This window comes from Nonomuraea sp. NPDC048881 (genome assembly GCF_040649795.1).
Classification (GTDB): Bacteria; Actinomycetota; Actinomycetes; order Streptosporangiales; family Streptosporangiaceae; genus Nonomuraea.
Genome location: NZ_JBEZGC010000006.1, coordinates 384,130 through 407,655, shown reverse-complemented (window position 1 = coordinate 407,655; position 23,526 = coordinate 384,130). Strand labels below are relative to the sequence as shown.

At 69.9% G+C, this 23,526-nt stretch carries 20 protein-coding genes and 1 tRNA gene; 3 read left to right on the top strand and 18 right to left on the bottom strand.

Annotated features, from left to right (window positions below; genetic code table 11):
• Positions 1-7 precede the first annotated feature (7 nt).
• From AB0C33_RS23980 to AB0C33_RS23940, 9 genes are all read right to left on the bottom strand, one after another.
• Complete coding sequence (locus tag AB0C33_RS23980) at positions 8-1,240, bottom strand: enolase C-terminal domain-like protein (protein WP_358291527.1); 1,233 nt, start codon at positions 1,238-1,240, stop codon at positions 8-10.
• Positions 1,237-4,227, bottom strand: coding sequence for a glycoside hydrolase family 38 C-terminal domain-containing protein (locus AB0C33_RS23975; RefSeq protein ID WP_358291525.1), 2,991 nt, complete (start codon positions 4,225-4,227; stop codon positions 1,237-1,239). The genes AB0C33_RS23980 and AB0C33_RS23975 overlap by 4 nt, the downstream gene beginning before the upstream one ends.
• A complete protein-coding gene (locus AB0C33_RS23970; RefSeq protein ID WP_358291523.1) occupies positions 4,228-5,037 on the bottom strand; it encodes a carbohydrate ABC transporter permease in 810 nt (269 codons plus the stop codon).
• Positions 5,034-5,879 carry a sugar ABC transporter permease gene (locus AB0C33_RS23965; protein WP_357975433.1) on the bottom strand — a complete coding sequence of 282 codons (846 nt, stop codon included), beginning with the start codon at positions 5,877-5,879 and terminating at the stop codon, positions 5,034-5,036. Before AB0C33_RS23965 ends, AB0C33_RS23970 begins: the two co-directional genes overlap by 4 nt.
• Positions 5,879-7,129, bottom strand: coding sequence for an extracellular solute-binding protein (locus tag AB0C33_RS23960; protein WP_358291521.1), 1,251 nt, complete (start codon positions 7,127-7,129; stop codon positions 5,879-5,881). The genes AB0C33_RS23965 and AB0C33_RS23960 overlap by 1 nt, the downstream gene beginning before the upstream one ends.
• 34 nt (positions 7,130-7,163) lie before the next feature.
• A complete protein-coding gene (locus AB0C33_RS23955) occupies positions 7,164-7,859 on the bottom strand; it encodes a FadR/GntR family transcriptional regulator (RefSeq protein WP_352318565.1) in 696 nt (231 codons plus the stop codon).
• A 60-nt stretch (positions 7,860-7,919) separates the two neighbouring features.
• On the bottom strand, positions 7,920-8,471 hold the full coding sequence (locus AB0C33_RS23950; protein ID WP_358291519.1) for a DUF305 domain-containing protein: 552 nt from the start codon (positions 8,469-8,471) through the stop codon (positions 7,920-7,922).
• Between the two features lie 181 nt (positions 8,472-8,652).
• A complete protein-coding gene (locus tag AB0C33_RS23945; protein WP_358291517.1) occupies positions 8,653-9,759 on the bottom strand; it encodes a serine hydrolase domain-containing protein in 1,107 nt (368 codons plus the stop codon).
• A gap of 128 nt (positions 9,760-9,887) precedes the next feature.
• Positions 9,888-10,736, bottom strand: coding sequence for a helix-turn-helix transcriptional regulator (locus AB0C33_RS23940; RefSeq protein WP_358291515.1), 849 nt, complete (start codon positions 10,734-10,736; stop codon positions 9,888-9,890).
• 103 nt (positions 10,737-10,839) lie between these two features.
• On the opposite strand from AB0C33_RS23940, the gene AB0C33_RS23935 reads away from it, so the two are divergent.
• Positions 10,840-11,613 (top strand): alpha/beta hydrolase, encoded by a 774-nt coding sequence (locus AB0C33_RS23935; protein ID WP_358291513.1) that lies wholly within the window; start codon positions 10,840-10,842, stop codon positions 11,611-11,613.
• A gap of 142 nt (positions 11,614-11,755) precedes the next feature.
• On the opposite strand, the gene AB0C33_RS23930 is transcribed toward AB0C33_RS23935, so the two are convergent.
• The 4 genes from AB0C33_RS23930 to AB0C33_RS23915 all read right to left on the bottom strand — a co-directional run bounded on the left by AB0C33_RS23930 (position 11,756) and on the right by AB0C33_RS23915 (position 14,629).
• A complete protein-coding gene (locus AB0C33_RS23930; protein ID WP_358291511.1) occupies positions 11,756-12,262 on the bottom strand; it encodes an RICIN domain-containing protein in 507 nt (168 codons plus the stop codon).
• Positions 12,263-12,400: 138 nt separating this feature from the next.
• Positions 12,401-12,637, bottom strand: coding sequence for a hypothetical protein (locus tag AB0C33_RS23925; protein WP_358291509.1), 237 nt, complete (start codon positions 12,635-12,637; stop codon positions 12,401-12,403).
• 325 nt (positions 12,638-12,962) lie between these two features.
• Positions 12,963-13,039: transfer RNA gene (locus AB0C33_RS23920), tRNA-Thr, on the bottom strand.
• A gap of 57 nt (positions 13,040-13,096) precedes the next feature.
• Complete coding sequence (locus AB0C33_RS23915; RefSeq protein WP_358291507.1) at positions 13,097-14,629, bottom strand: alpha/beta hydrolase; 1,533 nt, start codon at positions 14,627-14,629, stop codon at positions 13,097-13,099.
• Between the two features lie 193 nt (positions 14,630-14,822).
• Between AB0C33_RS23915 and AB0C33_RS23910 the strand changes: the two genes are divergently transcribed.
• Positions 14,823-16,655 carry a glycoside hydrolase family 15 protein gene (locus AB0C33_RS23910; protein ID WP_358291505.1) on the top strand — a complete coding sequence of 611 codons (1,833 nt, stop codon included), beginning with the start codon at positions 14,823-14,825 and terminating at the stop codon, positions 16,653-16,655.
• A 69-nt stretch (positions 16,656-16,724) separates the two neighbouring features.
• Here AB0C33_RS23910 and AB0C33_RS23905 read toward each other — a convergent pair whose 3' ends face one another.
• The 3 genes from AB0C33_RS23905 to AB0C33_RS23895 all read right to left on the bottom strand — a co-directional run bounded on the left by AB0C33_RS23905 (position 16,725) and on the right by AB0C33_RS23895 (position 19,545).
• Positions 16,725-18,110, bottom strand: a complete 1,386-nt coding sequence (locus tag AB0C33_RS23905; protein WP_358291503.1) for an MFS transporter — start codon at positions 18,108-18,110, stop codon at positions 16,725-16,727.
• Positions 18,111-18,374: 264 nt separating this feature from the next.
• On the bottom strand, positions 18,375-18,893 hold the full coding sequence (locus tag AB0C33_RS23900) for a hypothetical protein (protein WP_358291501.1): 519 nt from the start codon (positions 18,891-18,893) through the stop codon (positions 18,375-18,377).
• A gap of 157 nt (positions 18,894-19,050) precedes the next feature.
• A complete protein-coding gene (locus AB0C33_RS23895; protein ID WP_358291499.1) occupies positions 19,051-19,545 on the bottom strand; it encodes a DUF1269 domain-containing protein in 495 nt (164 codons plus the stop codon).
• A gap of 433 nt (positions 19,546-19,978) precedes the next feature.
• Between AB0C33_RS23895 and AB0C33_RS23890 the strand changes: the two genes are divergently transcribed.
• On the top strand, positions 19,979-20,272 hold the full coding sequence (locus tag AB0C33_RS23890) for a hypothetical protein (RefSeq protein ID WP_352358484.1): 294 nt from the start codon (positions 19,979-19,981) through the stop codon (positions 20,270-20,272).
• Positions 20,273-20,375: 103 nt separating this feature from the next.
• Here AB0C33_RS23890 and AB0C33_RS23885 read toward each other — a convergent pair whose 3' ends face one another.
• Together AB0C33_RS23885 and ricT are read right to left on the bottom strand one after the other, a co-directional pair.
• Complete coding sequence (locus tag AB0C33_RS23885; RefSeq protein WP_358291497.1) at positions 20,376-21,548, bottom strand: AI-2E family transporter; 1,173 nt, start codon at positions 21,546-21,548, stop codon at positions 20,376-20,378.
• Positions 21,549-22,624: 1,076 nt separating this feature from the next.
• A complete protein-coding gene (gene ricT / locus AB0C33_RS23880) occupies positions 22,625-23,485 on the bottom strand; it encodes a regulatory iron-sulfur-containing complex subunit RicT (protein ID WP_358291822.1) in 861 nt (286 codons plus the stop codon).
• Between the last annotated feature and the right edge of the window lie 41 nt (positions 23,486-23,526).

Sequence of the window (23,526 nt, the reverse complement as noted above, 5' to 3'; positions counted from 1 at the left end):
CGGCCAATTATGGGGCAACGTCCACCGAGATCGCGGGGTCGGCGAAGCGCTCGTTCGGGACGGTGGCGTACCAGCCGGGACGCCCCGGGTCGCGGTCGTAGGGATAGCCGCCGGTCTCCCGGTAGAACTCGGCGTAGCGGGCCACGCGATCGGGGTCGAGACGCACCCCGAGCCCCGGCCCGGAGGGCACGGCGATGGCGCCGTCCGCGTACGGCAGCCGGCCGCCCTCGATCACGTCGTCGCGCAACTGGTGGTAGTGGGCGTCGGCGGCGTAGGTGAGGTTCGGCAGCACCGCGCCGAGGTGCAGCATGGTCGCGAGCTGGATGCCGAGCTCGCCCGAGGAGTGCACGGCCACCCCGATCTGGAACGTGTCGCACACCCCCGCCGCCTTCACGCACGGCCGGACCCCGCCCCAGAACGTCGTGTCCAGCAGCACCACGTCGGCGGACCTGCGCAGCACGTTGGAGGCGAGCTGCTCGAAGTTGACGACCACCGTGTTGGTGGCGAGGGGCACCCTGACCTGCTCCCGGACGGCCCTGAGCCCCTCCATCCCCCAGACGGGATCCTCCAGGTAGTCGTTGTTCAGCCCCTCGATGGCCCGGCCGAACCGCAGCCCCTCGGCCACCGACAGGACGGCGTTGGGGTCGTACCTGAGCCGGTCGTCCGGGAACGCCTCGGCCAGGGCCCGGTAGCACTCCAGCTCGTAGTCCGGCGGGAAGACGCCGCCCTTGAGCTTGTGCACGGTGAACCCGTGCGCCTGCTTGAGCCGGGCGGCGTGCTCGACGAGCTGGGCGGGGGTGCGGATCTCCGGATGGCCGTCGGCGGCGTACCGGAAGAACAGGTAGGAGGCGAACGGGACCGTGTCCCGCAGCCGCCCGCCCAGCAGGTCGTGGACGGGCACGCCCAAGTGCTGCCCGACGAGGTCGAGGCAGGCGAACTCGACGGCCGCCAGGAGCTGGGTGCGGTTGTTGTAGAGCGAGGCGGTCGGATTGGCGATCTTGAAGCGCAGCGCCTCCAGCTCGAACGGGTTGTGCCCCTTCAGGTACGGGACGAGCGCCCGGAAGGCCGACTCCGCGCTCTCCCCACCGCCGCCCATCTCCCCCAGGCCGACCAGCCCGTTGTCGGCCTCGACCTCGACGATCGTGCGCACGAACCGGCCCCAGTGGGCGCCGTTGCTGTGCCGCAGCGGCGCCTCCAGCGGGACGGCGACCGTCGTGGCCCGGATGTCAACGATCTTCACGCGCGCTTCCCTCCGACGACGGCGACCCCGCAGGCGGGCAGCCGGACCTCGACCGGATCCCGTCCAGGGACCGTGACCGTCGCCGTCACCGGCTCGGCGGCCAGCGACTGCAACCGGACCACCTGCTCGCCGTCCACCCGGCCGATCGAGGTGATCAGCACGTCGGGGTGGTCCACCGAGGCGTAGGTCTCGGTGGCCCCGGGACCGCCGGTGACCAGCGCGCCGACGAACGGCTCGGTCAGCCCCGAGGCCGCCGCCGCCCCCAGCCTGCTGCCCTTGACGCCGGCCGCCGAGGTGACGGCGTACCGGAAGGTGGTCTCGCCCTGCTGCTGGGCCGGGAAGTTGGTGTCCCAGATGTTGTTGAGCGCCCAGGAGTAGACCGTGCCGTCCTCCTGGTCGAGCGTGGGCGGGAACGGCGCGTACGGCATGTGGATGGTGCCGAGCTGCACCAGCGGCGCTTCCAGGGTGGCCCAGGCGACGGTCAGCTCGGGGTCCTCGAAGGCGATCCAGTGCCTGATCGGCAACATGTACTCGGCCGAACCGGGCACGCGCGGCACGCCGGGGCCGCCGACCCCGCCGGTCAGCTCCCAGGCCGTGGCCGGGCCGGTCGCGAACGGGAACGCCAGGAACACCGCCTCCTTGGCCGGGGTGCCCTGCTTGGCGAGCTGGTAGGTCAGGTCGAGCCTGGGGACGCCCCGGTGCAGCTCGATCGTGGTGCGCAGCCAGTCGACGCCCTTGCCGTGGAGCTCGACGACCAGCTTCTCGCCGACCGCCGTGCGCAGGGCCCTGACGATCGTCGCGTTGCGGGCGACGGCCCGGTCGCCGAGGAGCGTCCTGTCGTGCGCCCCGACGTGGCCCGACAGGTGGTTGAAGTGCGGGGCGGTGGCGTAGCGGTCGTAGACGTACTGGCCGAAGCCGGCGGCGGCGTCGCCGTTGACCAGTTCGCGGCCGGCGGACTTGTCGAAGATCGAACTGATGTGACCCTCGCGGACGTCGTAGGCGACCCGGTAGAACTCGTTCTCGATCACGCCGTCCAGATCCGGCTCGACCGGCTCGGGGGCCTGGCCCGGCCCGCGGACGACGTCCAGTCGCGCGTAGCCGAAGCCGGGGACGTCCGGCACGACCGCCTGGACGTGCCGGCCGATCGGGCGGGTCGGCCAGTCGTCGGGGTCGACGTACTCCTCGTGGTGCGGCACGGTCTCGCCGGTCCGGGCGTCGACCAGCGCGATCGGCACGTCCACGGCCACCACGTCGCGCGGCAGGAACGCGCGCACCACGTCGGTGCGCGCCCTGGTGCCCGGGTTGAACACGGCGAAGGCGGCCAGGACCACGCCTTCCGCGTCCGCACCCGGCAGGTCCGCGCCTTCCGCGTCCGCGCTCTCCGGGTCCGGGGAGGAGAGGGCGGCGGCGAAGCGGCGGGTGGCGGCGTGCAGCAGGTCGGAGGCGTCGTCCTGGGCCTGGTAGGCGCCCGACGACTTGCGGGTCCACTGCAGGCCGCCGGAGTCGCCCGCCTCCTCGGCGTCCTCCCACGGGTTGGCCGCGCCCCAGGTGTGCTCGTTGAACAGGGCGACCTTGTCGTAGGCCGCGTCGATCTGGTCCGTGGCGTCCGTGCCGGCGATCGTGTGCAGGGTCTCGGCGACGCGCAGGGCCGACTGGGCGCGGCGCACGTAGCCGAGCGGGCGGGCGCCCGAGCCGAGCCCGTCGGCCCACCAGTCGGTCCAGTCGCCCTCGTGCACGGCCAGGCGGTCGTGGTAGCGCTCCTCGACGTGCTCGAAGAAGTCGCTGTTGACCGCCGAGCGCAGGCGCGGCCAGGCCCACGTCTCGTTCCACCGGCGGGCGATGGAGGCGGGCACGATCGACGGCCCGGCGTTGTCGGCGTGCGCGCCCTGCACCCGCAGGTGCAGCACGTCCAGCTCGTACGGCTCGCGCGGCGCGTCCGGTCCCTGCCACCCGAACGTCCCCGGCCCGTACGGGTAGCCCCGCGTGGCCAGCGCCGACAGGTAGCGCGGCAGCAGGTCGTCGGCCAGCTCGTAGGAGTCGGTCAGCCCGACCGTGTTGCCCTCCATGTACGCCATCCCGTGCGGCGTGTCGGTGAACCACACGAGCAGCTCGTTCCCGCTCGGCGCCCGCCACCGGAACGGCCTGGTCAGCTTGTCGCCGCCGTGCAGGTACGGCACCGACCGCCCGGCCCAGTTGTGCGCGGCGGCCAGGTAACGCACGCCTGAGGCGTTGAGCGCGTCCACCAGGCCGACGACCGCGCCCGGCACGTCGGTGTGCATGGCGGACCTGGTGGCGAAGCCGTACCGGTCCTGGAGCCGGCCGGTGAAGCGGAGCTGGCGGTAGAGCTCCTCGGTCGAGCACGCCTCGGTGTGCAGCTGGAACGGCAGCGCGGTCACCTCGATCACGCCCGCCCTGGCCAGCGCGGCGAACGACTCGACCTGCCCGGCCGGCCGGGCGTCGAGCCATTTGAGCGCGGGCATCGACGACTCGACCGTCCAGCGGAACTTGGCGTCGTCCGGCCAGGAGGCGGTCTCCTCGGCCAGCCGCACGGCCGCGTCGAGGTAGTCGAGGTGGTGGCGGAGCACCGTGCCCTGGGGATCGGTGTAGCCGATGTCCAGGTGCGAGTGGTGCACGACGAACACGCTCCACTTGCGCTGCGGGGTGACCGTGACCTGCGCGCTGCCGACCACGCCGGCGTCGTCGCGGCACTCCAGGGTGAGCGTGCGCGGCGCGTCCACCTCGGGCACCAGCAGCGTCACGTCCGTGCCGGAGGCGCTGTCGACGCCCACCAGCACGTGGGTCAGGGGTTGCGTGCTCGACACCCTGACCGCCTGGCGGCCGTCGTGCGTGAACAGCGGCAGCACCGCGACCCGCACCTCCAGCCCGCGCGCGCTGATCACCGGGGTCGAGGTGTCGTTGCGCAGCGCCTGCCTGATCCCGTCGTAGTCGGGGCTACCCAGGCTCCGCTGCAGCAACCGGCTCGTCATCTAAACACTCCCTAGGGACAGGCCCCGTGCGAAGAGGCGCTGGGTTGCCAGGAACAGCACGACCGTCGGCAGCGAGACCACCAGGCCCGCCGCCAGGCCGACGGGGACCGGGGTGCCGGCGTAGACGTCGGTCATCAGCCCGGCCAGGGCGGTCATGACCGGCCGTACGCTCTCGGTCTGGGTCAGCGTCAGGCCGAAGATGAGGTCGTTCCAGATGAAGGTGAACTCCAGGATGAACACCGCCGTCAGCGCGCTGAGCGAGATCGGCAGGTAGATGCGCCAGAAGATGCGCCACGTGGACGCGCCGTCCATGCGGGCCGCCTCGAAGATCGAGAACGCGACCCCCGTGTAGAAGTTGCGCAGCACGAACGCGGCCAGCGGCACGTTGATGGCGGTGTAGATCAGGATCATGCCGAGCCTGCTGTCGTACAGGCCGGCGTCGCTGTAGCCGACGAACAGCGGCACGAGCAGCATCTGCGACGGGAACACGGTGCCGCCGAAGATCAGCAGGAACCACCAGAACCCGTGCCGCAGCCGCAGCACCACGATCGTGTAGCCGGCCAGCGCCCCGATCACCACGCCGAGCAGCGGCGAGACGACCGCGTAGAGTGCGGTGCTGGCCAGGCTGCCGGTCAGGTCGGCGCTGTCCAGGGCGCGGCCGAAGTTGTCCAGCAGCGCGAAGTCGCCGGACGGCGCCCACGCGCTGCCCGGGTCGTACGAGGCCGCCGGCCTGGAGGCGTTGACGACGAGCAGGTAGGTCGGCCCGAGCCAGATCAGCCCGAGCACGATGAGCACGACGCGCCGGATCATCGCACCTGCCTCCTCAGGTAGAGGTAGGAGGCCAGCCCGGTGACCACGGTGAGCAGCACCGCGACCGCCGAGCCGTAGCCGTAGTCACTGGCCACGAACGTGTCGCGGTACATGGTCACCGCCAGCGTCTCGGAGTTGCGTCCCGGGCCGCCCTGCGTCAGCACCCACACGATGTCGAACGTCTTCAGGCTCGCCACCAGGGCCAGCCCGACCACGACCGCGGTCAGCGGGCGCATCAGCGGCCAGATCACGTGCCGGAACAGCCGCCAGCCGGAGGCGCCGTCCAGGCGGGCGGCCTCGATGGGCTCCTTGGGGATGGACTGCAGGCCCACGACGAACAGCAGCGTGTTCACGCCGAGCTGCTGCCAGGTCCACACCAGCAGCATGGCCAGCGTGTTGTCCGGCGCGACCTGCAGGAACGCGGTGTCCACGCCGAGCAGCCGGTTGGCGATGCCGTCGTGGGACAACACCGGGCTCCACACCATGGCCAGGCCCGCGCCGCTCAGCGCGTACGGCAACATGAACGGCACCCGGTACCAGGCGCCGCCCTTGATGTCGTAGGACAGCACCGCGACCAGCAGGCCGAGCCCGACCGGCAGCACCATCGTGCCGGCCACCCAGATGAGCGTGTTGCGGGTCGAGGTCAGCAGCGCGGGGTCGTCCAGCAGCTTGACGAAGTTGTGCACGCCGACCCACGCCGGGGGCTCCAGGCCGTCGTAGCGGGTGAGGCTCAGGTAGGCCGTCCACAGGAACGGCGCGTAGAGCAGCCCCGCGACCAGCACGGCCGCGGGCGCCACGTAACCGTGCCTGAACCGGCCCAGCATCGGGGTCCGGGCGCTCATCACTGATGCGTGGCCCAGTACTCGTCGGCGGCCTTCTGGATGGTGTCCAGCACTTCCTTGTACGTGCCGGGCTCGGTGACGAACTTGCCGAAGCCGTCCAGAGCGGCGGTCAGCACCGGCGGCGGCGTGGCCTCGAAGTAGCGGTTGACCAGGCGGTACTTGCCGCCGCCCGCGTCCTTGGTGACCGCGCCGAGCGCTTCGTCGGCGATCTCGACCTTCGGGTTGGCGCTCACGTCGCCCCTGGTGGTGGCCCACTTCTTCTGGGCGTCGGCGGTGGTCCACCACTTGAGGTACTTCATGCTGGAGTCGGGGTCGGCGCCCTTGGCGAGCGAGCACAGCGGCCCGCTCTCGAAGATCATCGAGGTCTTCGGCAGCGCGGGGTTCACGTTGGGGATGACGAAGAATCCGTAGTCGGTGCCGGACTTCAGGTCGCGCTGGGTCATGCTGGTGCTGAACCAGGTGCCGAAGGAGACCATCGCCGCCTTGCCGGTCTTCATGACGTCTCCGGGGTCGGTCTTGTCACCCGGGTTCATGAAATATCCGGCGTCGATGAGCGACTTCCACTTCTCCATCACCTGCACCACACCCGGGTCGGTGTACTTGGCCTGGCCCGTGGACAGCCGGTCGTACAGGTCGGGGTCGGAACCGGCCAGGAGCTGCTCGAACCAGACGAAGGAGAACAGCACGCTGGTGTGGTAGAAGGCCTTGACGCCGTTCTTCTTCAGGGTCTCGGCGGCCTGGACCAGCTCGTCCCACGTCTGCGGGGGCTTCAGGCCGTACTTGTCGAAGATCTTCTTGTTGTAGAACATGCCCCAGTAGGCGACGTTCATCGGCACGCAGTACTGCTTGCCGCCGATGGTGTAGTACGGGGCGAGGTCCTGCGACAGGTCACCCGCCTTGATCGCCTCCTGCCAGACGGCCGTGGTGTCGGCCACCTGCTTCTGCTTGACGATCTCCGCCAGCATCCCCCCGGTCTGCCAGGTGAACAGGTCGGGCTTCACGTCCGTGCGGAACGACGCCTTGATGAAGGCCTGGTACTGCGCGGAGTCGGTGTATCCCGTCGGCTTCATGCCCAGGCCGATCTGCTGCTTGGACAGCGCGCCCATCTCGTCGAAGTATTTCGTCCAGGCGCCCTTGTCGTTGTAGAGCGTCAGTTCGGTCTTCTTCTTCGGCGCCTCGGCGCTGTTGCCGCCGCAGGCGGTCAGGACCAGCGCCGCCACGCCGAGCGTGGCCACACGTGACCGGAACATGGCCGGCCTCCTTGCTCTTTCGGGGGGACTTGCTCTATCTGGGTGGCAACCTCTGTTCGACGACGGTCCGGACGTCGACCAGATGGGCCCGCATGCGCGCCTGCGCCTCGGCGGCGTCACGCGCTTCGATGGCCTCCAGGATGGCCAGGTGCTCCTCGTAGTCGCGGCGCCGGTCGTCGAAGATCTGCAGGATCTCCCGCTGCTCCGGCCCGTGGACGGTGAGCAGCGAGTCGACGACCTCGTGCAGCACGCTGTTGCCCGCCATCCGCGCGGTCGCCCGGTGGAAGGACATGTTGGCCTCGTGCAGCTCGGCGTCCTCGCCGCGCAGGTGCCGGCCGGCCTGGTCGAGCACCCGCTTGAGCGCGGCCAGCTCCGCGCCCTCGGCGTGCTCGGCGGCCATGGCGGCCAGCGGCGGCTCGATCACGATCCGCGCGCCGAGCAGTTCGAGGAGCTGGGCGGCGTGCATCTCGCGCATGTTGGGGTTGGGCAGCACGAGCCGCTCGATGTCGGCGCCGACGTAGATGCCCGAGCCGTGCCGCAGCTCGATGGCTCCGGTGGCCTCCAGCCTGCGCAGCGCTTCGCGCAGCGTCGGGGTGGTGACGGCGAAACGCTGGGAGAGCTCCCTGGTGGAGGGCAGCCTGTCGCCCGGCCGGTGCCCTCCACTACGGATGAGCTCCAGCATGCGCTCGGTCAGAGCGTCGGAAAGCGTCGGCCGCGCAACCTCGGACATATCAAGTGATCTAATCACTTAATCCGACGCACGTCTACGCCGACCGGGGATCTTCCCCGATCAGCGCTTGAGCAGGTCCTTCATCAGGTCGATCTGCGCCTTGCGGGACGCCTGCACCTGCCCCGCCCACTCCTTGACCGCCGGGTCCGCGCCGGAGGCGACCTCGGTGTCCGCCATCTTGATGGCATCGCCCTGGTGCGCGATCAGCAGGGTCATCAGGTCGTGCTCGAAGGACTTCGACTTCTTCAGCGCCCCGATCTGCTTGCGGTCGGTCTCCGGCATGCCGCCGTGGTGGTCATGGGCGCCGGAGGCGGCGGTGAGCGGCTGCTCCCAGGCGTACAGCCAGCGCAGCATCATCTCGACCTCGTCCTGCTGCGTGCTGGCCACGGCGGCCACCAGGATCCGGAGCTGGTCGTCGGTGGCCCGTTGACTGCCGAGCTTGGCGACCTCTATGCCCTGACGGTGGTGCTGCACCATCATCTGCACGAACATCACGTCCTGGGCGTTCACCGGAGGGGCCTGGGCTCCGGCCGCCCCGCAGGCGGTGGCCAGCAGCAGGCACAGGGCCGCCAGGACGAGCTTCAGGGCGCCGGATCGGGGGGTAGCGGCCACTCTGCGCGCCTTCCATTAAAAAGGAAACCTTCCTAAGAGTTAGACGATTTCTCCCTGCCGCGCAAGGGCCCCTGTCAAGGCGGCGGACCACCGGCGCGGCGGCCGGCACGGGGCCGCCCGCCGTCCGGCCCGGCCGGCGCGGCGGACCGGCACCGGGCCGCCCGTCGTCCGGCCCGGCCCCCTAGGAGGCCGCCTGGCCGAAGACCTCCTTGACCAGCCGCTGCACGACCTCCTGGAACGCCGCGGCCTGGGACATCGCGGCGTCGTCCACGTAGGTCACCGAGGCGGTCAGGGTCCTGCGGCCGTCGGGCGTGCTGTACATCAGCGCCGCCGAGCCCGAGATGCCGCCGTTGTGCGTGATGAGGGTGCCGGTGTCGGGGTCCGCGTCCTGGACGAACACCCCCAGGCCGTAGCCGACCTTGGGATGCGCGGCGCGCATTTCGTCCAGCAGCGAGGACGGCAGGAGCCGGCCGCCCATCAGCCCGGAGATGAACGTGTGCAGGTCACGGGTGGTGGAGATCATGTCGCCGCCGGTGGAGATCCAGGAGGGGTTCTGACGGGTGACGTCGACCGTCCTTTCCTGGCCGTCCTCCTCGTAGCGGTAGTAGGCGTGGGCGTGCGGCCCGGCGATCTCCGTGTCGGTGTCCGGCACGACGGTGTCCGGCAGCCCGAGCGGGTCCAGGACGCGCAGCCGCATCTCCTCGGCCAGCGGCCGGCCGGTGACCTTCTCGATCAGCAGCCTGACCAGGACGTAGTTGGTGTTGGAGTAGCTCCAGTCCGCCCCCGGCTCGAAGCGGGCGGGCTTGGACAGCGCGAGCCGTACCAGCTCCTGCGGCTGGTAGGTCTTGAAGCGGTTCTCCACCCACTCCTTGCCCGACCAGACGATCCCCGGCACGACGGTGCCGTCCTCGTAGTACTCGCCGGTGAAGTTGAACACGCCGCTGGTGTGCTGGAGCAACATCCGTACGGTGATCCGCCGGTCCAGCCCGAACTCGGGCAGGTGGTCGTCCACGACATCGTCCAGGCCGAGCACGCCGTCGGCCACCAGGCTCAGGACCAGGGCCGCGGTGAAGGTCTTGGTGACGCTGCCGACCCGGAACCGCCCGTCCGCCGGCGGCTCGGCCAGGCCGCCCAGCTCGCGCACCCCGGCGGTGCCGACCCACTCGCCCCGCTCGTCGTTCACCCGCATCTGCACGCCGACGAAACCGGCGTCCACGATCTCCTGGAGGATCTTCTGCAGCTCCGGGCGCTCGGCCACGTTGTCCACGGAAACGCTGTCGTTCGTCATGCTTCGTACGCCTTTCAGAGCCTTCGGGCCGATTCCCCGAACCGGTGATGGTTCAACCATCCCCGGCCGCGCTGACACGGGACCGTCGCCGTCCTGACGCGCCCGCTGACGCGGCCTCTCCCGTACGGCTACCGGTGGCTCCGGTGCACGGTCTCCGGCCCCACCACCCGCAGCAGCTCCAGCGCCTCGAACGTCTTCGACCCGGGCGGCGGCGTGAAGATCAGCAGCCGCTGGTCCTCGGCCGGGGCCAGCAGCACCTCGTAGTCGAACTCCATCGCGCCGATGGCCGGATGCCGGACCCGCATGCGGCTGCCCCGGCGTACCGCGACCTCGTGCCGTTCCCACAACGAGACGAACTCCGGGCTGGCCCGGCGCAGGCGCTCGACCAGGGCGCGGGCCGGCTCGTCGTTGCCCCGGCGGACCACCGCCGCGCGCAGGTCGGCCACGTGCACGCGGGAGCGCTCGGCGTGCTCCTCCTCCGGGTAGGCCGCGCGCCTGAACGGGTCGGTGAACCAGCGCCACACGATGTTGCGATCGGGCTCCTCGACCGTGCAGCTGCACCCGAACAGGGACTCGGCCATGGCGTTCTGCGCCAGCACGTCACCCAGGTCGCTGAGCACCTGCGCGGGCGTGCCGACGAGGCGGTCGAGCAGGTAGAGCAGGCTCGGCTTGACGTGCTCGCCCGCCCGCGGCCCGGCCGGCGGCCGGTGCCCGGCCAGCAGGTAGAGGTGGTCGCGTTCGTCGCTCGTCAGCCGCAGCGCCCGCGCCAGCGCGCCCAGCAGCTGGGTGGACGGCTGCGGGCTGCGCGCCTGCTCCAACCGCATCAGGTAGTCCGCCGACATGCCCGCGAGCTGCGCCACCTCCTCCCGCCTCAGCCCCGGCGTACGGCGACGCGGCCCCGACGGCAGCCCCACCTCGCCGGGCAGCAGCCGCTCCCGCGAGCGGCGTAGGAAGTCAGCAAGCTCCGCACGATCCATGAGCCCATCCTGCAATACCGCGAAATATCGCAGTCCAGGACTGTCTGTCCTAGGGAATCCGGTCCGCTCCTCATCCGCGGCGCCGGCTGGCACGGTGGCGCCCATGACCCGACACCTGACCGTCTCCGGGACCCGCGTCGCCTACCGCACCGTCGGCGACGGCCCCGGCCTGGTGCTTCTGCACGGCACCGGCCCGGGGTCGTCGACCTGGGACGGCGTCGCCGAGCGCTTCGCCGACCGCAACACCGTGATCCTGCCCGACCTCGGCGGCAGCGACCTCGTCGAGGACGACGGCGCCCCCCTGACCGTCGAGGGCCTGACCGAGCAGCTCGCGGCCGTCATCGAGGACTCCGGCAGGGCCCCCGTGGACCTGCTCGGGTTCTCCTTGGGCGCGGTGGTCGCCCTGTCCCTCGCCGCCACCCGCCCCGAACTCGTCCGCCGCCTCATCCCGGTCTCCGGCTGGGCCCACACCGAGGACGCCTACCTGCGCACCGCCCTGCAGACCTGGCTCGGCCTGGCCGGCACCCCGGACGCCTTCGCCCGTTTCTCCATGCTGACCGCCTTCAGCCGCCGCTACCTCAACTCCCTCGGCCCCGAGGACCTGGAGAGCCGGGCGACGTACTTCCGGCCGCATCCCAACCGCCTGCGCCAGATCGACCTCGGCCGCCGCGTCGACCTCCGCCACCTGCTGCCCGGCATCGCGGCCCCCACGCTGGTCGTCGGCGCCGCCCGCGACGGCCTGATCCCGGTGGAGAACTCCCGCGAGCTCCACGCCGCCATCCCCGGCAGCTCCTACCTCGAACTCGACACCGGTCACGTCTCCAGCGTCGAACGCCCCGACGACTTCGTCACCCTCGTCCGGGACTTCACTACCTGACCTCTGCCCCCGTCACCAGTCCGGCGTCCGATGTCCGGTGTCCGGTGTCCGGTGTCCGGTGTCCGGTGTCCTGCGTCCGGCACAAGGACGGCGGGGGCCGGTCCGATCACCGCGGACCAGCCCCCGCCGCCGAGCCGCCGGCTCAGACCAGAGTGTCCTTGATCTTGATCTGACCCCCGTCGATCACGAACCTCTGATTGTTGTTGCCGCTCTGACACTCCCACTGATAAATCCGGACCCCGTTACCGCGGTCATTGGTGACGTCCACACACATCGGCCGCGACGTCCCCAGAGTGTCCTTGATCTTGATCTGACCCCCGTCGATCACGAACCTCTGATTGTTGTTGTTGGCCTGACACTCCCACTGATAGATCCGGACCCCGTTACCGCGGTCATTGGTGACATCGACACACATCGGCCGCGACGTCCCCAGAGTGTCCTTGATCTTGATCTGACCCCCGTCGATCACGAACCTCTGATTGTTGTTGTTGGCCTGACACTCCCACTGATAGATCCGAACCCCGTTACCGCGGTCGTTGGTGACGTCGATGCACATCGGGTTCGGAGCGGAAGCCGCGGCGGGCAGAACGAGGCCCGCACTGACGGTGACGACGAGGACGGCTCCAGACAGAAGGCGACGAACCAGCATGAGTGTCCCTCCGGGGGTGCGTTGAACAGGGCTCATGCACCATGTCGCAACTCACGGTGTTCGATCAATCACCTTACGTTTACAGTCCCCTTCCCTCCTCCCGGCACACACAGTGACCCCACCCGCGCACCCCGACCACTACGCCCGCTCCCGCCCTGCGTTCTCCGCAGCCCGGGAGGACGGCAGTCGCCTGCGTTGCGCCAATTCGGAGATCGAGCCGCGATTCGCCCGCGCCAGGACCGCGAGGGCACGCAGGATCTCAGGCCGCTCATCCGGCCGCGTGCCGCGGAGCGCGACGATCGCCACAACCGTCATCGCCACGGCGGGAATCGCGAGCGTGACAACGGCCGCGATCACGAACACCGACAACTGCATGACCCGCACTCCTCCGCCTGCTCGGGTCGAGCAAGCGGGGGCTCAGCTCGACCAGTGGCACACTGGCAAGCTGAGATCCCCTCACCTGGCGGGTCTCAGATGGGATTTCGTCATCCCATTCGGTTGTCTCAAGGAACGCAGTTCGATCATGACCGCCCGGACGACGGTGGGCGCGTTCCATCTCCCGAGGTCTCCCCCGCCCGCTCAGGCGGACCGACGGCCCCGTCAACCGGCCGGCACCCCGTACGCCGAGGCGGTCAGTTCGGCCGGCCGCTGTACGCCCATGCAAAAGGCCCTCCTGGACGAACCGGGAGGGCCTTTGAACTGGAGCCGCCTTGGGGATTCGAACCCCAGACCCCTTCATTACGAGTGAAGTGCTCTGGCCGACTGAGCTAAGGCGGCGTGCCTGTACGGCTTGGAAGAGTCTACAGGAGATCTAAGGGTTCTTGCTCCTCCCGATCACCGGATGCCCGGACAGATCGCGCCGTCCTTCGGCGGCACCCCCTCCACGAGATACCGGTCCACGGCGTCGTCCACACACGAAGAGCCGTTCCCGTACGCGGTGTGCCCATCGCCGTCGTAGGTCAGCAGCACGCCGGACCGCAGCTCACCCGCCAACGCCCGAGCCCACCCGTACGGCGTCGCCGGGTCCCGTTTCGTGCCGACGACCAGGATCGGAGGAGCCCCGGCGGCGGTCAGGCGGTGCGGCGAGAAGGTGGGCCGAGCCGGCCAGAACGCACACGGCAAGGACGACCACACGATGTACGCCCCGAACCGGGGCGCCTTCCTGGACGCCTGCGCCGCATCCTCCGCGAACGCCGCGGCCGTCGCCGGATACGGGCCGTCGACGCAGTTCACCGCCAGATTGGCCGCCAGCTGGTTGGAGTAGGTGCCGTCGTCCTGCCTGCCGGCGAGCTGGTCGGCGTTGCGCAGCAGGAGTGAGCCGTCGCCGTTCAGCGCCCGGCGTAGCGCCTCGGTGAGTTCCGGCCAGGAGGCACGGTCGTAGAGCGGCGTCAGCGCGCCGAGGGTGGCCAGCGCCTCGGTGACCCGCCGGCCGCCGCCTTCCAGGGGCCGGGTGTCCGCGCGCTGGATCAGGGCCCCGACCTCGTCCGTCGCCTCTTCGACCGGCCGGCCGGCGAACGGGCAGTCGCGGTCGCCCAGGCAGTCCTCGACGTACGCGCGCAGCGCCTGCTCGAACCCCACGGCCTGCTCGGTGTTCACCAGCACCCGCGAGTCGGCCGGGTCGAGGGCGCCGTCCAGCGCGAGCGCGCGCACCTTGCCGGGGAACAGGTCCGCATAGACGGCCCCGAGAAAGGTGCCGTACGACTTGCCGAGATAGGTCAGCTTCTGGTCGCCCAGGGATTGGCGCAGCAGGTCCAGGTCGCGGGCCACGTCCACGGTGCCCAGGTGGGGCAGGAGCCGGCCCGAGTGCTTCCGGCAGCCGTCCGCGAACCGCCGCGCCGCAGTCTCCAGCGCACCTCGCTCCTCAGGGGTGTCGGGGGTGGTGTCCATGGCGACGAAGGCGTCGAGAGCCTCGTCGTCGAGACACTCGACCGGCGCGGACCGGCCGATCCCGCGCGGATCGAACCCGACGACGTCGAACCGCTCCCGCACCTTCTCGCCCACCACCAGCCGGGCGGCCCTGGCGTACTCGACCCCGGACGCCCCCGGCCCACCCGGGTTCAGCACCAGCGAGCCGATCCGGTCGCCCGTCGCGGGCAGCCGGACGACCGCCAGCTCAAGCCGCTCACCGTCGGGACGGTCGTGGTCGAGCGGCACCCGCAACGTCCCGCACTCGAAGCCGTCCCCACAGTCGGACCAGCCGAGCCCCCGCACCACCCGCTCCTCCGGACGGCCACACCCACCGGCGAGAAGCACCACCGGCACCACGCCCCCCGCCACGACGCGGCGCAGCCACCGCGCGACCCGCCAGCGCGACACGCCCGGCACGGGCAGCAGGGCGAGGGCTCCCCACGAGCGGTATTCACGCACCGCACCAGGAAACCACCCCCTGGACGCCATCCGGCGAATCGCCGGGCCGAGGCGCGCGGTCGTCACCCTGGATGACTTCCGGCGATACCAGGAGTTAGCCTGAAAAGGCTGCTCCGTCCCCCCGGTGACGGTCGCTCAGTCGACACGTCCGGAGGCAGTCGTCCGGTATGTCCGGCGAACAACGGAGGCATCGATGAACGGCTACCCGCAGATCGCGGACCACGGCATGATCGGAGACCTGCAGACCGCCGCGCTCGTCTCCAGTGACGGCACCATCGACTGGTGGTGCACGCCCCGGTTCGACTCCCCGAGCCTCTTCGCGTCCATCCTCGACAGCGAGCGCGGAGGCCACTGCCGGCTGGCCGCCGACATGGAGGGCAGCGACGAGGCGGCCGTGCGGCAACTCTACCTGCCGGACACCGCCGTCCTCGTCACCCGGTTCATGGCTTCCGGCGGCGTCGGCGAGGTCGCCGACTTCATGGAGCCGAACACCTCCAGCACCCCTTCCGGCCGGCACCGCCTGGTGCGGTTCGTCCGGGTGGTCCGCGGGAGCCTGCCCTTCGTCTTCTCCTGCCGTCCCCGCTTCGACTACGGGCGGGCACCGCACACCCTCGCGCTCGGCGACGCCGGATCGGCGGTCTTCCAGGGCCCCGGCACGAACCTCCACCTGCAGGCCGCCGGCCCTGTCGCCCTGCGTCCGGACGGTGAGGACATCGTCGCGGACTTCACCCTCCAGGCCGGCCAGACGGCGGCGATCGTCCTGACCAGCTGCAGCGGCGACGACCAGGCCGTGCCGCCCGTGACCGCCGACGGGATCCGCGACAGCTTCGAGGCCTGCCGCGCCTTCTGGCACGGTTGGCTGCGCGCGTCCCGGTACCGGGGTCGCTGGCGTGACATGGTGAACCGGTCGGCGATCACTCTCAAACTCCTCACGTACGCGCCCACCGGCGCTCCGATCGCCGCCGCCACGATGGGGCTGCCGGAGCAGATCGGCGGCGAACGCAACTGGGACTACCGCTACACCTGGGTCCGCGACGCCTCCCTGTCCGTCCGGGCCCTGATCGGCCTCGGCTTCGTCGAGGAGGCCCAGGCGTTCCGTACGTGGCTGCATGAACGGCTCCTCGCCGGCCGCGCCTCCGGTGAGCCACTGCAGATCATGTACCGGATCGACGGGGATCCCCATCTGACCGAGGAAGTGCTCGACCATCTGGCGGGATACCGGCACTCCCGGCCGGTACGGGCCGGAAACGCCGCCTCCGATCAGCTCCAGCTCGACATCTACGGTGAAGTCGCCGACGCCCTGGCCCAGGCCCAGGAGATCGGCGGCATCCGCGGCTGGCGGTCCTTCGCCAAGCTGCTCGACTGGCTGGCCGACACCTGGGACCGTCCCGACGAGGGCATCTGGGAGACCCGCGGCGGGCGCCAGGAGTTCACCTACAGCCGGCTGATGACCTGGGTCGCCTTCGATCGCGGCATCCGGATGGCCACCACCCACTCGCGTCCCGCTGACCTCGTGCGCTGGATGAGTGTCCGGGACGCCGTCTTCAACCAGATCATGGACCGCGGCTGGAGCCCTGACCGGCAGGCCTTCGTCCAGCACTACAGCACCGACGTGCTGGACGCCTCGCTGCTGCTCATGCCCCGGGTCGGGTTCATCTCCCCCCGCGACCCGGCCTGGCTGAGCACCCTGGACGCCATCGACCAGGAGCTGGTCAGCGACAGCCTCGTCTACCGCTACGACCCCGCCGCCTCCCCCGACGGCCTGCGCGGGTCGGAGGGAACGTTCAACCTGTGCAGTTTCCTCTACGTCGAGGCCCTGGCCCGCGCCGGACGGCTGCAGCAGGCCCGTTACGCCTTCGACAAGATGCTCACCTACGCCAACCACGTCGGCCTGTTCGCCGAGGAGATCGGCCCGTCAGGCGCGCAGCTCGGCAACTTCCCGCAGGCGTTCACCCATCTGGCGCTCATCGCCGCGGCCGTCGCCCTCGACGAACAACTCGACCGTGCCGAACCGGGCGGGCGGTAGACCGCGCACGGCGTCTCGGCGTCTCGGCGTCTCGACGTCTCGACGTCTCGGCGTCACCGGGGGGCGGCGTCACCGGGGGTCGGCGGGGAGCCGGATCGCGGCGGCCAGGCCCACCAGGGCGAAGATCGCAAGAGCGATCATGGCGAGGGCATAGGACCGGTTCCCTTCGGCCAGCCCGGAGATGAGGATCGTGCCGGCGATCGCCGTGCCGAACGACGAGCCGAGATTGGACACGCTGCGCGACAATCCGGAGATCTCGCCCTGCTGTTCCTCGGGAAAACTGGACTGCACGACGTTGACCGACGGCGTGAGCATCACGCCCACGCCCAGCCCGATCAGCAACAGCCCCGGCACGAAGGCGACGACCCGCGACGACGCTTCCACCAGGGCGAGCAGGACGACGATCCCGGCCACGGTCATGGCGAAACCCGCCGAGATCAGGTTCTTCTGGGCGTGCTTCTTGGTGAGCCGCTCCGCCGCCAGGGAGCTCACCAGGATCCCCGCGGTCGCCGCGGTGAAGACGACACCCGTCTGGACGGCGTTGTACCCGCGGACCTTCTGCAGGAAGACCGCGACCACGAAGGACGTCCCCATGAGCACCAGCCACTGCATGTTCTGGGTGACGAGGCCGAGATCGGACGTACGGTTCCGGAACAGGCGCGTCGTGAGCAACGGCTCCTTCCCGGCGCGTTCCCGAGCCCGGATGTGCAGGAAGAACCAGATCAGGAAGCCCACTCCGACGACGAGGAACGCCGTCATCAGCAGGGCGTTCTTGCCGGCCTGGAGGATCCCGAACACCACGAAGAACATGCCGACGGCCGACAGGACCGCGCCGGCGGTGTCGAAGGGCCGGGTCGGATCCGGCGGCACCGGGTCGGCGATCCGGCGGCTGAGAAAGACGATCACCGCGACCACCACCGCCTGGAAGACGAACGCGGCACGCCAGGTGATCGCCGTCGCGATGAAACCGCCGATCAGCGGGCCCGCGGCCGCGCCGACACCTCCCAGTCCGCTGATCAGGCCGAAGGCGCGGGCCCGCGACCGCAGATCGTCGAAGGCCATCGTCGCGAGAATGTAGACGGGCGGGATCAGCAACGCTGTCCCCACCCCTTCGAGAACCGAGTTGCCGAGGATCAGCACCGCGAGGCTGGGCGAGAACGCGCTGGTCAGAGCGCCGATCCCGTACAGGGTGAGGCCCGCGAGGAAACACTTTTTGCGTCCCCAGCGATCAGTCAGCTTGCTGCACGGGATCATCAGCACGGCCATGATCAACAGGAAGAGCGTGATCGTGCTCTGCACGCCCTTCACCGTGGTGTTCAGGTCCCTGCCGATGTCGTTGATCATCACGTTCATGTTCGAGCCGGCGAAGCTGCAGATGAACTGGGCGAGGGCCAGCGGAGTCAGCGGGCTCTTCGCGAAGGCGGCCGAGCTCCCGGGGGCTGCGGGTCCGGTCACGGTCCACCCCGCCGTCGCGCTCGCCGAGCTCGATCGGTGGCGAGGAGGGCGGCGCCTTCGCCGTACGAACCGGCGCCGGCCCCTTCAAGGACGGGATCACTGCGGCACATCATCCACCTGCGCATGACCACCTCGATGTGAATCCGGCATGATGCTCGCCGCCTCCGTGGTGCCCGCCTCCGTGGCGGCCGGTTCCGTGGCGGCCGTCGCCACGGATGACCGGCCGCCTCTGCGGTCGGAGCGGCCGTCCCGGCGGGCGTCCGGTCAATGGTGGAACGCGGCCTTCAGCACCACGATCACCAGCCCGAGCAGCAGATTGATCACGCTCGTGACCAGCACCATGCGAGCGGAGGCGCCGATCCCCACGGCCGCCGCGGCCGACCAGCCGACCTGCCCGGCCACCGCGACCCCGAGGGCCAGCCAGGCGGTGCCCTGCGGTTCGAGGCCCAGCAACGGCCCGACGGCCACGGCGACGGCCGGCGGAACGGCCGCCGTGACGATCGGCCACTCCTCGGCGCAGGCCCGGCGGATGTCGGCCACGCTCATGCTCTGGAAGACCGCACGGGCGCCGAACAGGCGGGCGTGGACATGAGCGGCCCAGAACACCGCGCTGGTCCCCAGCAGCAGGATGATCATCTCCAGACGCGGGAACCTGCCGAGCGACGCGGCACCGGCCACCACGGAGGCGGCGAGCAGTGATCCGTAGACCGCGCCGGTGTAGTCCCTGTGGGCGCCTTCGGCCGGCGACCGATGACCGTCGGCCGGATCGGGCACCTTCCCCATGACGACCTCTCTTGATGATGACCGGACCCCCTTGGACAAAGGGTGCTCAACTCTCACCCTCGCGACGAAGCGAACGCGCCGCGCTCACGCGGCGAGGCGAGGCGAGGCGAGGCGGGGCGGGCGCACCGCGGATCCGTGGCGGCGTGCGGCGTTCCGTTCACCGGGCGCCGATCCCCTCCATCATCTCGCGCAGTTGCGCCTCCTCCTCACGATTGAGCGAGGTCTGGATGACATGTCCGCCGTACGACTGGATCTCCGGGATGACCTTGTCCGGCGTACTCTGCACGACCAAGACGAACAGCGCGGCGGTGCCGGGTTCGAGCTTTCCGGCGATTTCCCTCATGAACTCGTCGTTGACGCCGGCGTCGGTCATCGCTGCGGCGGCCGCTCCGGTGGCGGCGCCCATCGCCATGCCGAAGAGCGGCACGAAGAACAACATCCCGATCAGGCCACCCCACAGCGCTCCGCCGGCCGCACCCATACCCGTCGTACCGCTGGTCTGGTGGAGTTTGATCGTCCCGTCGGCCCGGCGTTCGACGATGGCCACGTCCTCCATCGTGATCAGGTTCTGTCGTTGCAGGTCGGCGAGGCGGTCACGTACGGCGATCGCGGTGGGGAGGTCGGGATAGGAGATCGCGATGAGGTTGCTCATTGGGCTTGTTCCTCCTGATCGGTTGCATCGACGAGCAGCTGCGGACGCCCCGGAAGGCAGTGCGGGCCGCCGCCGGGAACAGGTCCGTGACCGGCTCTCCGGGCGGACAGGCCCCCATGACCCGGGACTCCCAGCGGAAGATCCGCAACGGCCGCATCACGGCATATATGACGGCATCGCCCTGCCAAGCCGCCGTCCATGCTTCTGATCCCCTGTTCCCGATCGGGCGGCCACCGCGAGAAGGCAAAGACTTCCCTCAAGCAAATGTGTGCATTTTTCGGAAATAACCCTCAGTGCGCCGAGACAGCACCCGGGCAGGCAAATCGAAGCAGGGACTTTCCATGCACAACGTCGAGGATGAGCAGCCCCGGCGGCGGGGACCATCCACTTCGCCTACCTTCCGGCGAGGCGTGATGGAGGGACGTGGGCCGCCATGGGATGTCTGTTCGCGATCTTCGCGGGCCTCTTTCCGCGACTTGCCGTTTTCATCATCTGGGTGGCGCGGCCCGCTCTGGTCAGCGCCGCCTTCCACACGTGGATCTGGCCTCTCCTCGGGCTGATCTTCCTGCCGTTCACCACGTTGATGTACGTGATCCTGTACGTGCCCGGCGTCGGCCTGAGAGGCGCGGACTGGTTCTGGATCGCCGTATCGGTCGCGCTGGACCTCTTCCACTGGATCGGCACCGCGACCCAACGTCGCCAGATCCCCGGCTATCCCCGCGGCTGACCGGCCACCGCCCGTACCGTCGCACGTGACACCGGCCGGAGGGCCCGGGGCGTCTCCGCTCGGCAGCCCTGCCGGAACGATCGTCGATCCGCTCCGGTCCACGTCACTTCGGCGGCGGCGAGCCGGGGCCGTCCTTCGAGGACGTTCCTCCGCGTCCACCCTTCGGCGGCGCCGATTCGGCGGCCATGGCCTCCCGCAGCTCCTGACGGGTGGCGAACGTGTCGATCAGCGACAACAGCATGGCCACGATGGGGATGGCCAGCAGCGCGCCCATCGCGCCGAACAGCGACGCCCCCGCGATCACGGCGGCGAAGGACACCCCGGGATGGATGTCCACCGCCCGCGAGCTGATCTTCGGCTCCAGCGTCAGGTTCTCCACCTGCTGGTACACGACGCCCCACGCCAGCGCGGCCAGACCGACCCAGGGACGTGACGAGACCAGTCCCACCACCACCGGCAGGGCGATGGAGATGTAGGTGCCGATGGTGGGCACGAGCTGGGCGACCAGCCCCGTCCACGCACCGAGCGCCAGCCAGGATGGCATGTCCAGCAGCCGGAACACCAGGGCCGACGCCGTGCCGTTGATGGCGGCCAGGATGAGCCGGGAGGAGACGTACCCACCGGTCTTGATCGTGGAGACGTCCCAGACGCTGATGAAGACCTGCTGGAGCCGGCCGGGCAGCAACTGCGCGAGCCACCGCCGCAGCCTCGGCCCGTCCGCCGAGAAGTAGAACGTCAGCAGCGCCAGGGTGAACAGGTTGAACAGCGTTCCGGTCACCGTGCCCAGCAGCCCCAGCACCCCGCCGAGCGCGCCCTGCGCGTACTCGGCCGCCTGCTGCGGGGTGAGTTTGATGGACTTGAGAATGTCGGAGATCTCATAACGAGTGCCGAGACGGGCGTTGACCCACTCGACGACGCCCGCGATGACGTCGGGCAGAGCCTTCAGCAGCACCGCGACCTGCTGCACGAACATGCTGCCGAACAGGACCATGAAGATCACGAATGCCAGGATGAACAACGTCATCACCAGCAGCGTCGCTCTGCCTCGGCGCATGTGCCGCGACATGCGCCGCACGGCGGGCTCCATGGCCAGAGAGAGGAACCAGGCCATCACCAGCATGGCGATCAGCGCACCCGCGTCCGTGATCACGAACCGGACGAAGAACGCCACCGCGACGACGGCCGCCATGGCAAGCCCGGCACGCCACACGTTGGCAGGTGAGAGCATCACCTGCACTGCGGGCCCGCCGTCCCTCGACTGCACCGGCTTCTTCATGACTCTCCAGAGATCTAGATCCCACCTCCGATGACCACGGCGAACGACGAGACCGCAGAGGACAACGAGTCCGGCCCCCACCCCGGGCGCACGGCCATCAGCCTCCGTAGCCTGCGGCCGAATGCGTCGTACATGGAAGTGACGCACCCAACGTACGACGACCAGCCGCTCCAGCCCCGCATCTCCCACCCGACCGGCTTGTCCACCACCCCACCCCAGCCCCCTGCTGAACGGCACCCCGCACACCCAGGCCGTACCCAGCCAGGCCGAGCCGGGCCGGGCCAGGCCGACGCGTGACGAGGCCAGGCCAGGCCGACGCGTGACGAGGCCGGGGGCGCGGGCGGGACAAGGCCGGAGGCGCGGGCGGGGCGGATGGCTGACTCGGGCACTTCGAACGGACTTCACAAACTGCCCCCTCAAGACAGGCGCCGGAGGTGGCGCTTCGGGCGCGCTGCTGTGGCCGGTGCCTGAGGTGGACCTGGGATTCTGCTGGGGTCGATGGGCCGGTGCCTCGCCGGGGGCTGCGGGGCTGCTCAGACGGCGCTGTTGTGAGCTGATCCCCCGCTGAGGCTGTTCGGGCCTGGCCCACCGTTGGGACTGCAGCGAGTTGGTGCTGCAGGCCGGAGCCGCGGCGGACTGGTGTCTCAGGTGGCGGCGTCGAGAGCGCCGCCTCGGTGGGACTCTTACAACCGCGAATCGGCGCTTCCGACGGGGCTACTCCGGCTCCGAGTGGCACTTCCGATGGAGCTGCTGCAGTGGCGGGCTGGTGCCCTGGCTGGGGCTGCTACGGCTGTGAGACAGCGCCTCCGGTGGGGTTGTCAGGGCTCCGAGCGGCGCGCCGGTGCAGCTACTGCGGTGATGGGCTGGCGCTTTGGATGGGGTTGCTGTGAGCTGGTGCTTTTTGCCACAGTGAGCCTCATCAATGAGCCCGGGGCCGTACGAGGGGCCGCATGGGAGCCGCCACAGCCATGCCCCTCGCGCTGTAGCCCCTACGGCCTCCCCGTCGCCTTCGGGAAGGCCGTCAGCCTGTTACCGGCCGCCCATGAACGCCACTTGGGCCAGAACGGGATGAGGGTTCAGACGTCCTCACCGCCCCCGGAAGCCTTGTGGTCGGGCGATTCCTCCTGGTTGCCGTACATCGTGTCGTGCTGGATGCGGGGCGAACACACCGATGCGGAAGGGCACGCACAGCGCCTCCCACCATCGTCCAGGCGCACCGTCACCGTGTCGGCGGGGACGTTGTGCCCGGTGACGATCCCCTCGCCCTGCGGCGTGCTCACCCGGCTTCCCGCGCGAGGCATCCTGTACCGGCTCTCGACGTACAACGGGTGCTCGTACTTCAGGCAGCACATGAGCCGCCCACAAGCCCCCGCGATGCGCAACGGGTTGACCGGCAGATCCTGGTCTTTGGCCATGCGCACGGACACGGGCTCGAAATCCTTCAGGAACGTGGCACAGCACAGGTCACGGCCGCAGGGACCGATGCCGCCCTGCAGCCGCGCCTCGTCCCTGGGACCGATCTGCCGCAGCTCGACCCTGGCCCGCAGGTTACGGGCCAGGTCGCGGACCAAGGCCCGGAAGTCGACCCGATGAGGGGCCGAGAAGTAGACGGTGTAGACGTTGTCCTGGTCGAGATAGTCGATGCCGACGACCTTCATCGGCAGCGTGTGCCGTTTGATCAGCTTCTTCGACACGCTGCGGGCCTCGGCCCTGCGGCGTTTGTTGGACTCGTCACGCGAGAGGTGTTCCTCACCCGCCGGCCCCTCGCACACGGGCAGACCGTCGATGTCCTCGCTCGTGTACTGCGGCGCCCACACACACTCCGCCACCTCGGGGCCCGAATCGGTCGGCACCAGCACCTTGTCGCCGACCTTGAAGGTGTGCCCGCCCGGATCGAGGTAGTAGAGCCTCCCGTAGCGCGTGAAGCTCACGGCCATGATCATTCCCATGGGCTCGAGCTCGCCTCCCTGACGGCCTC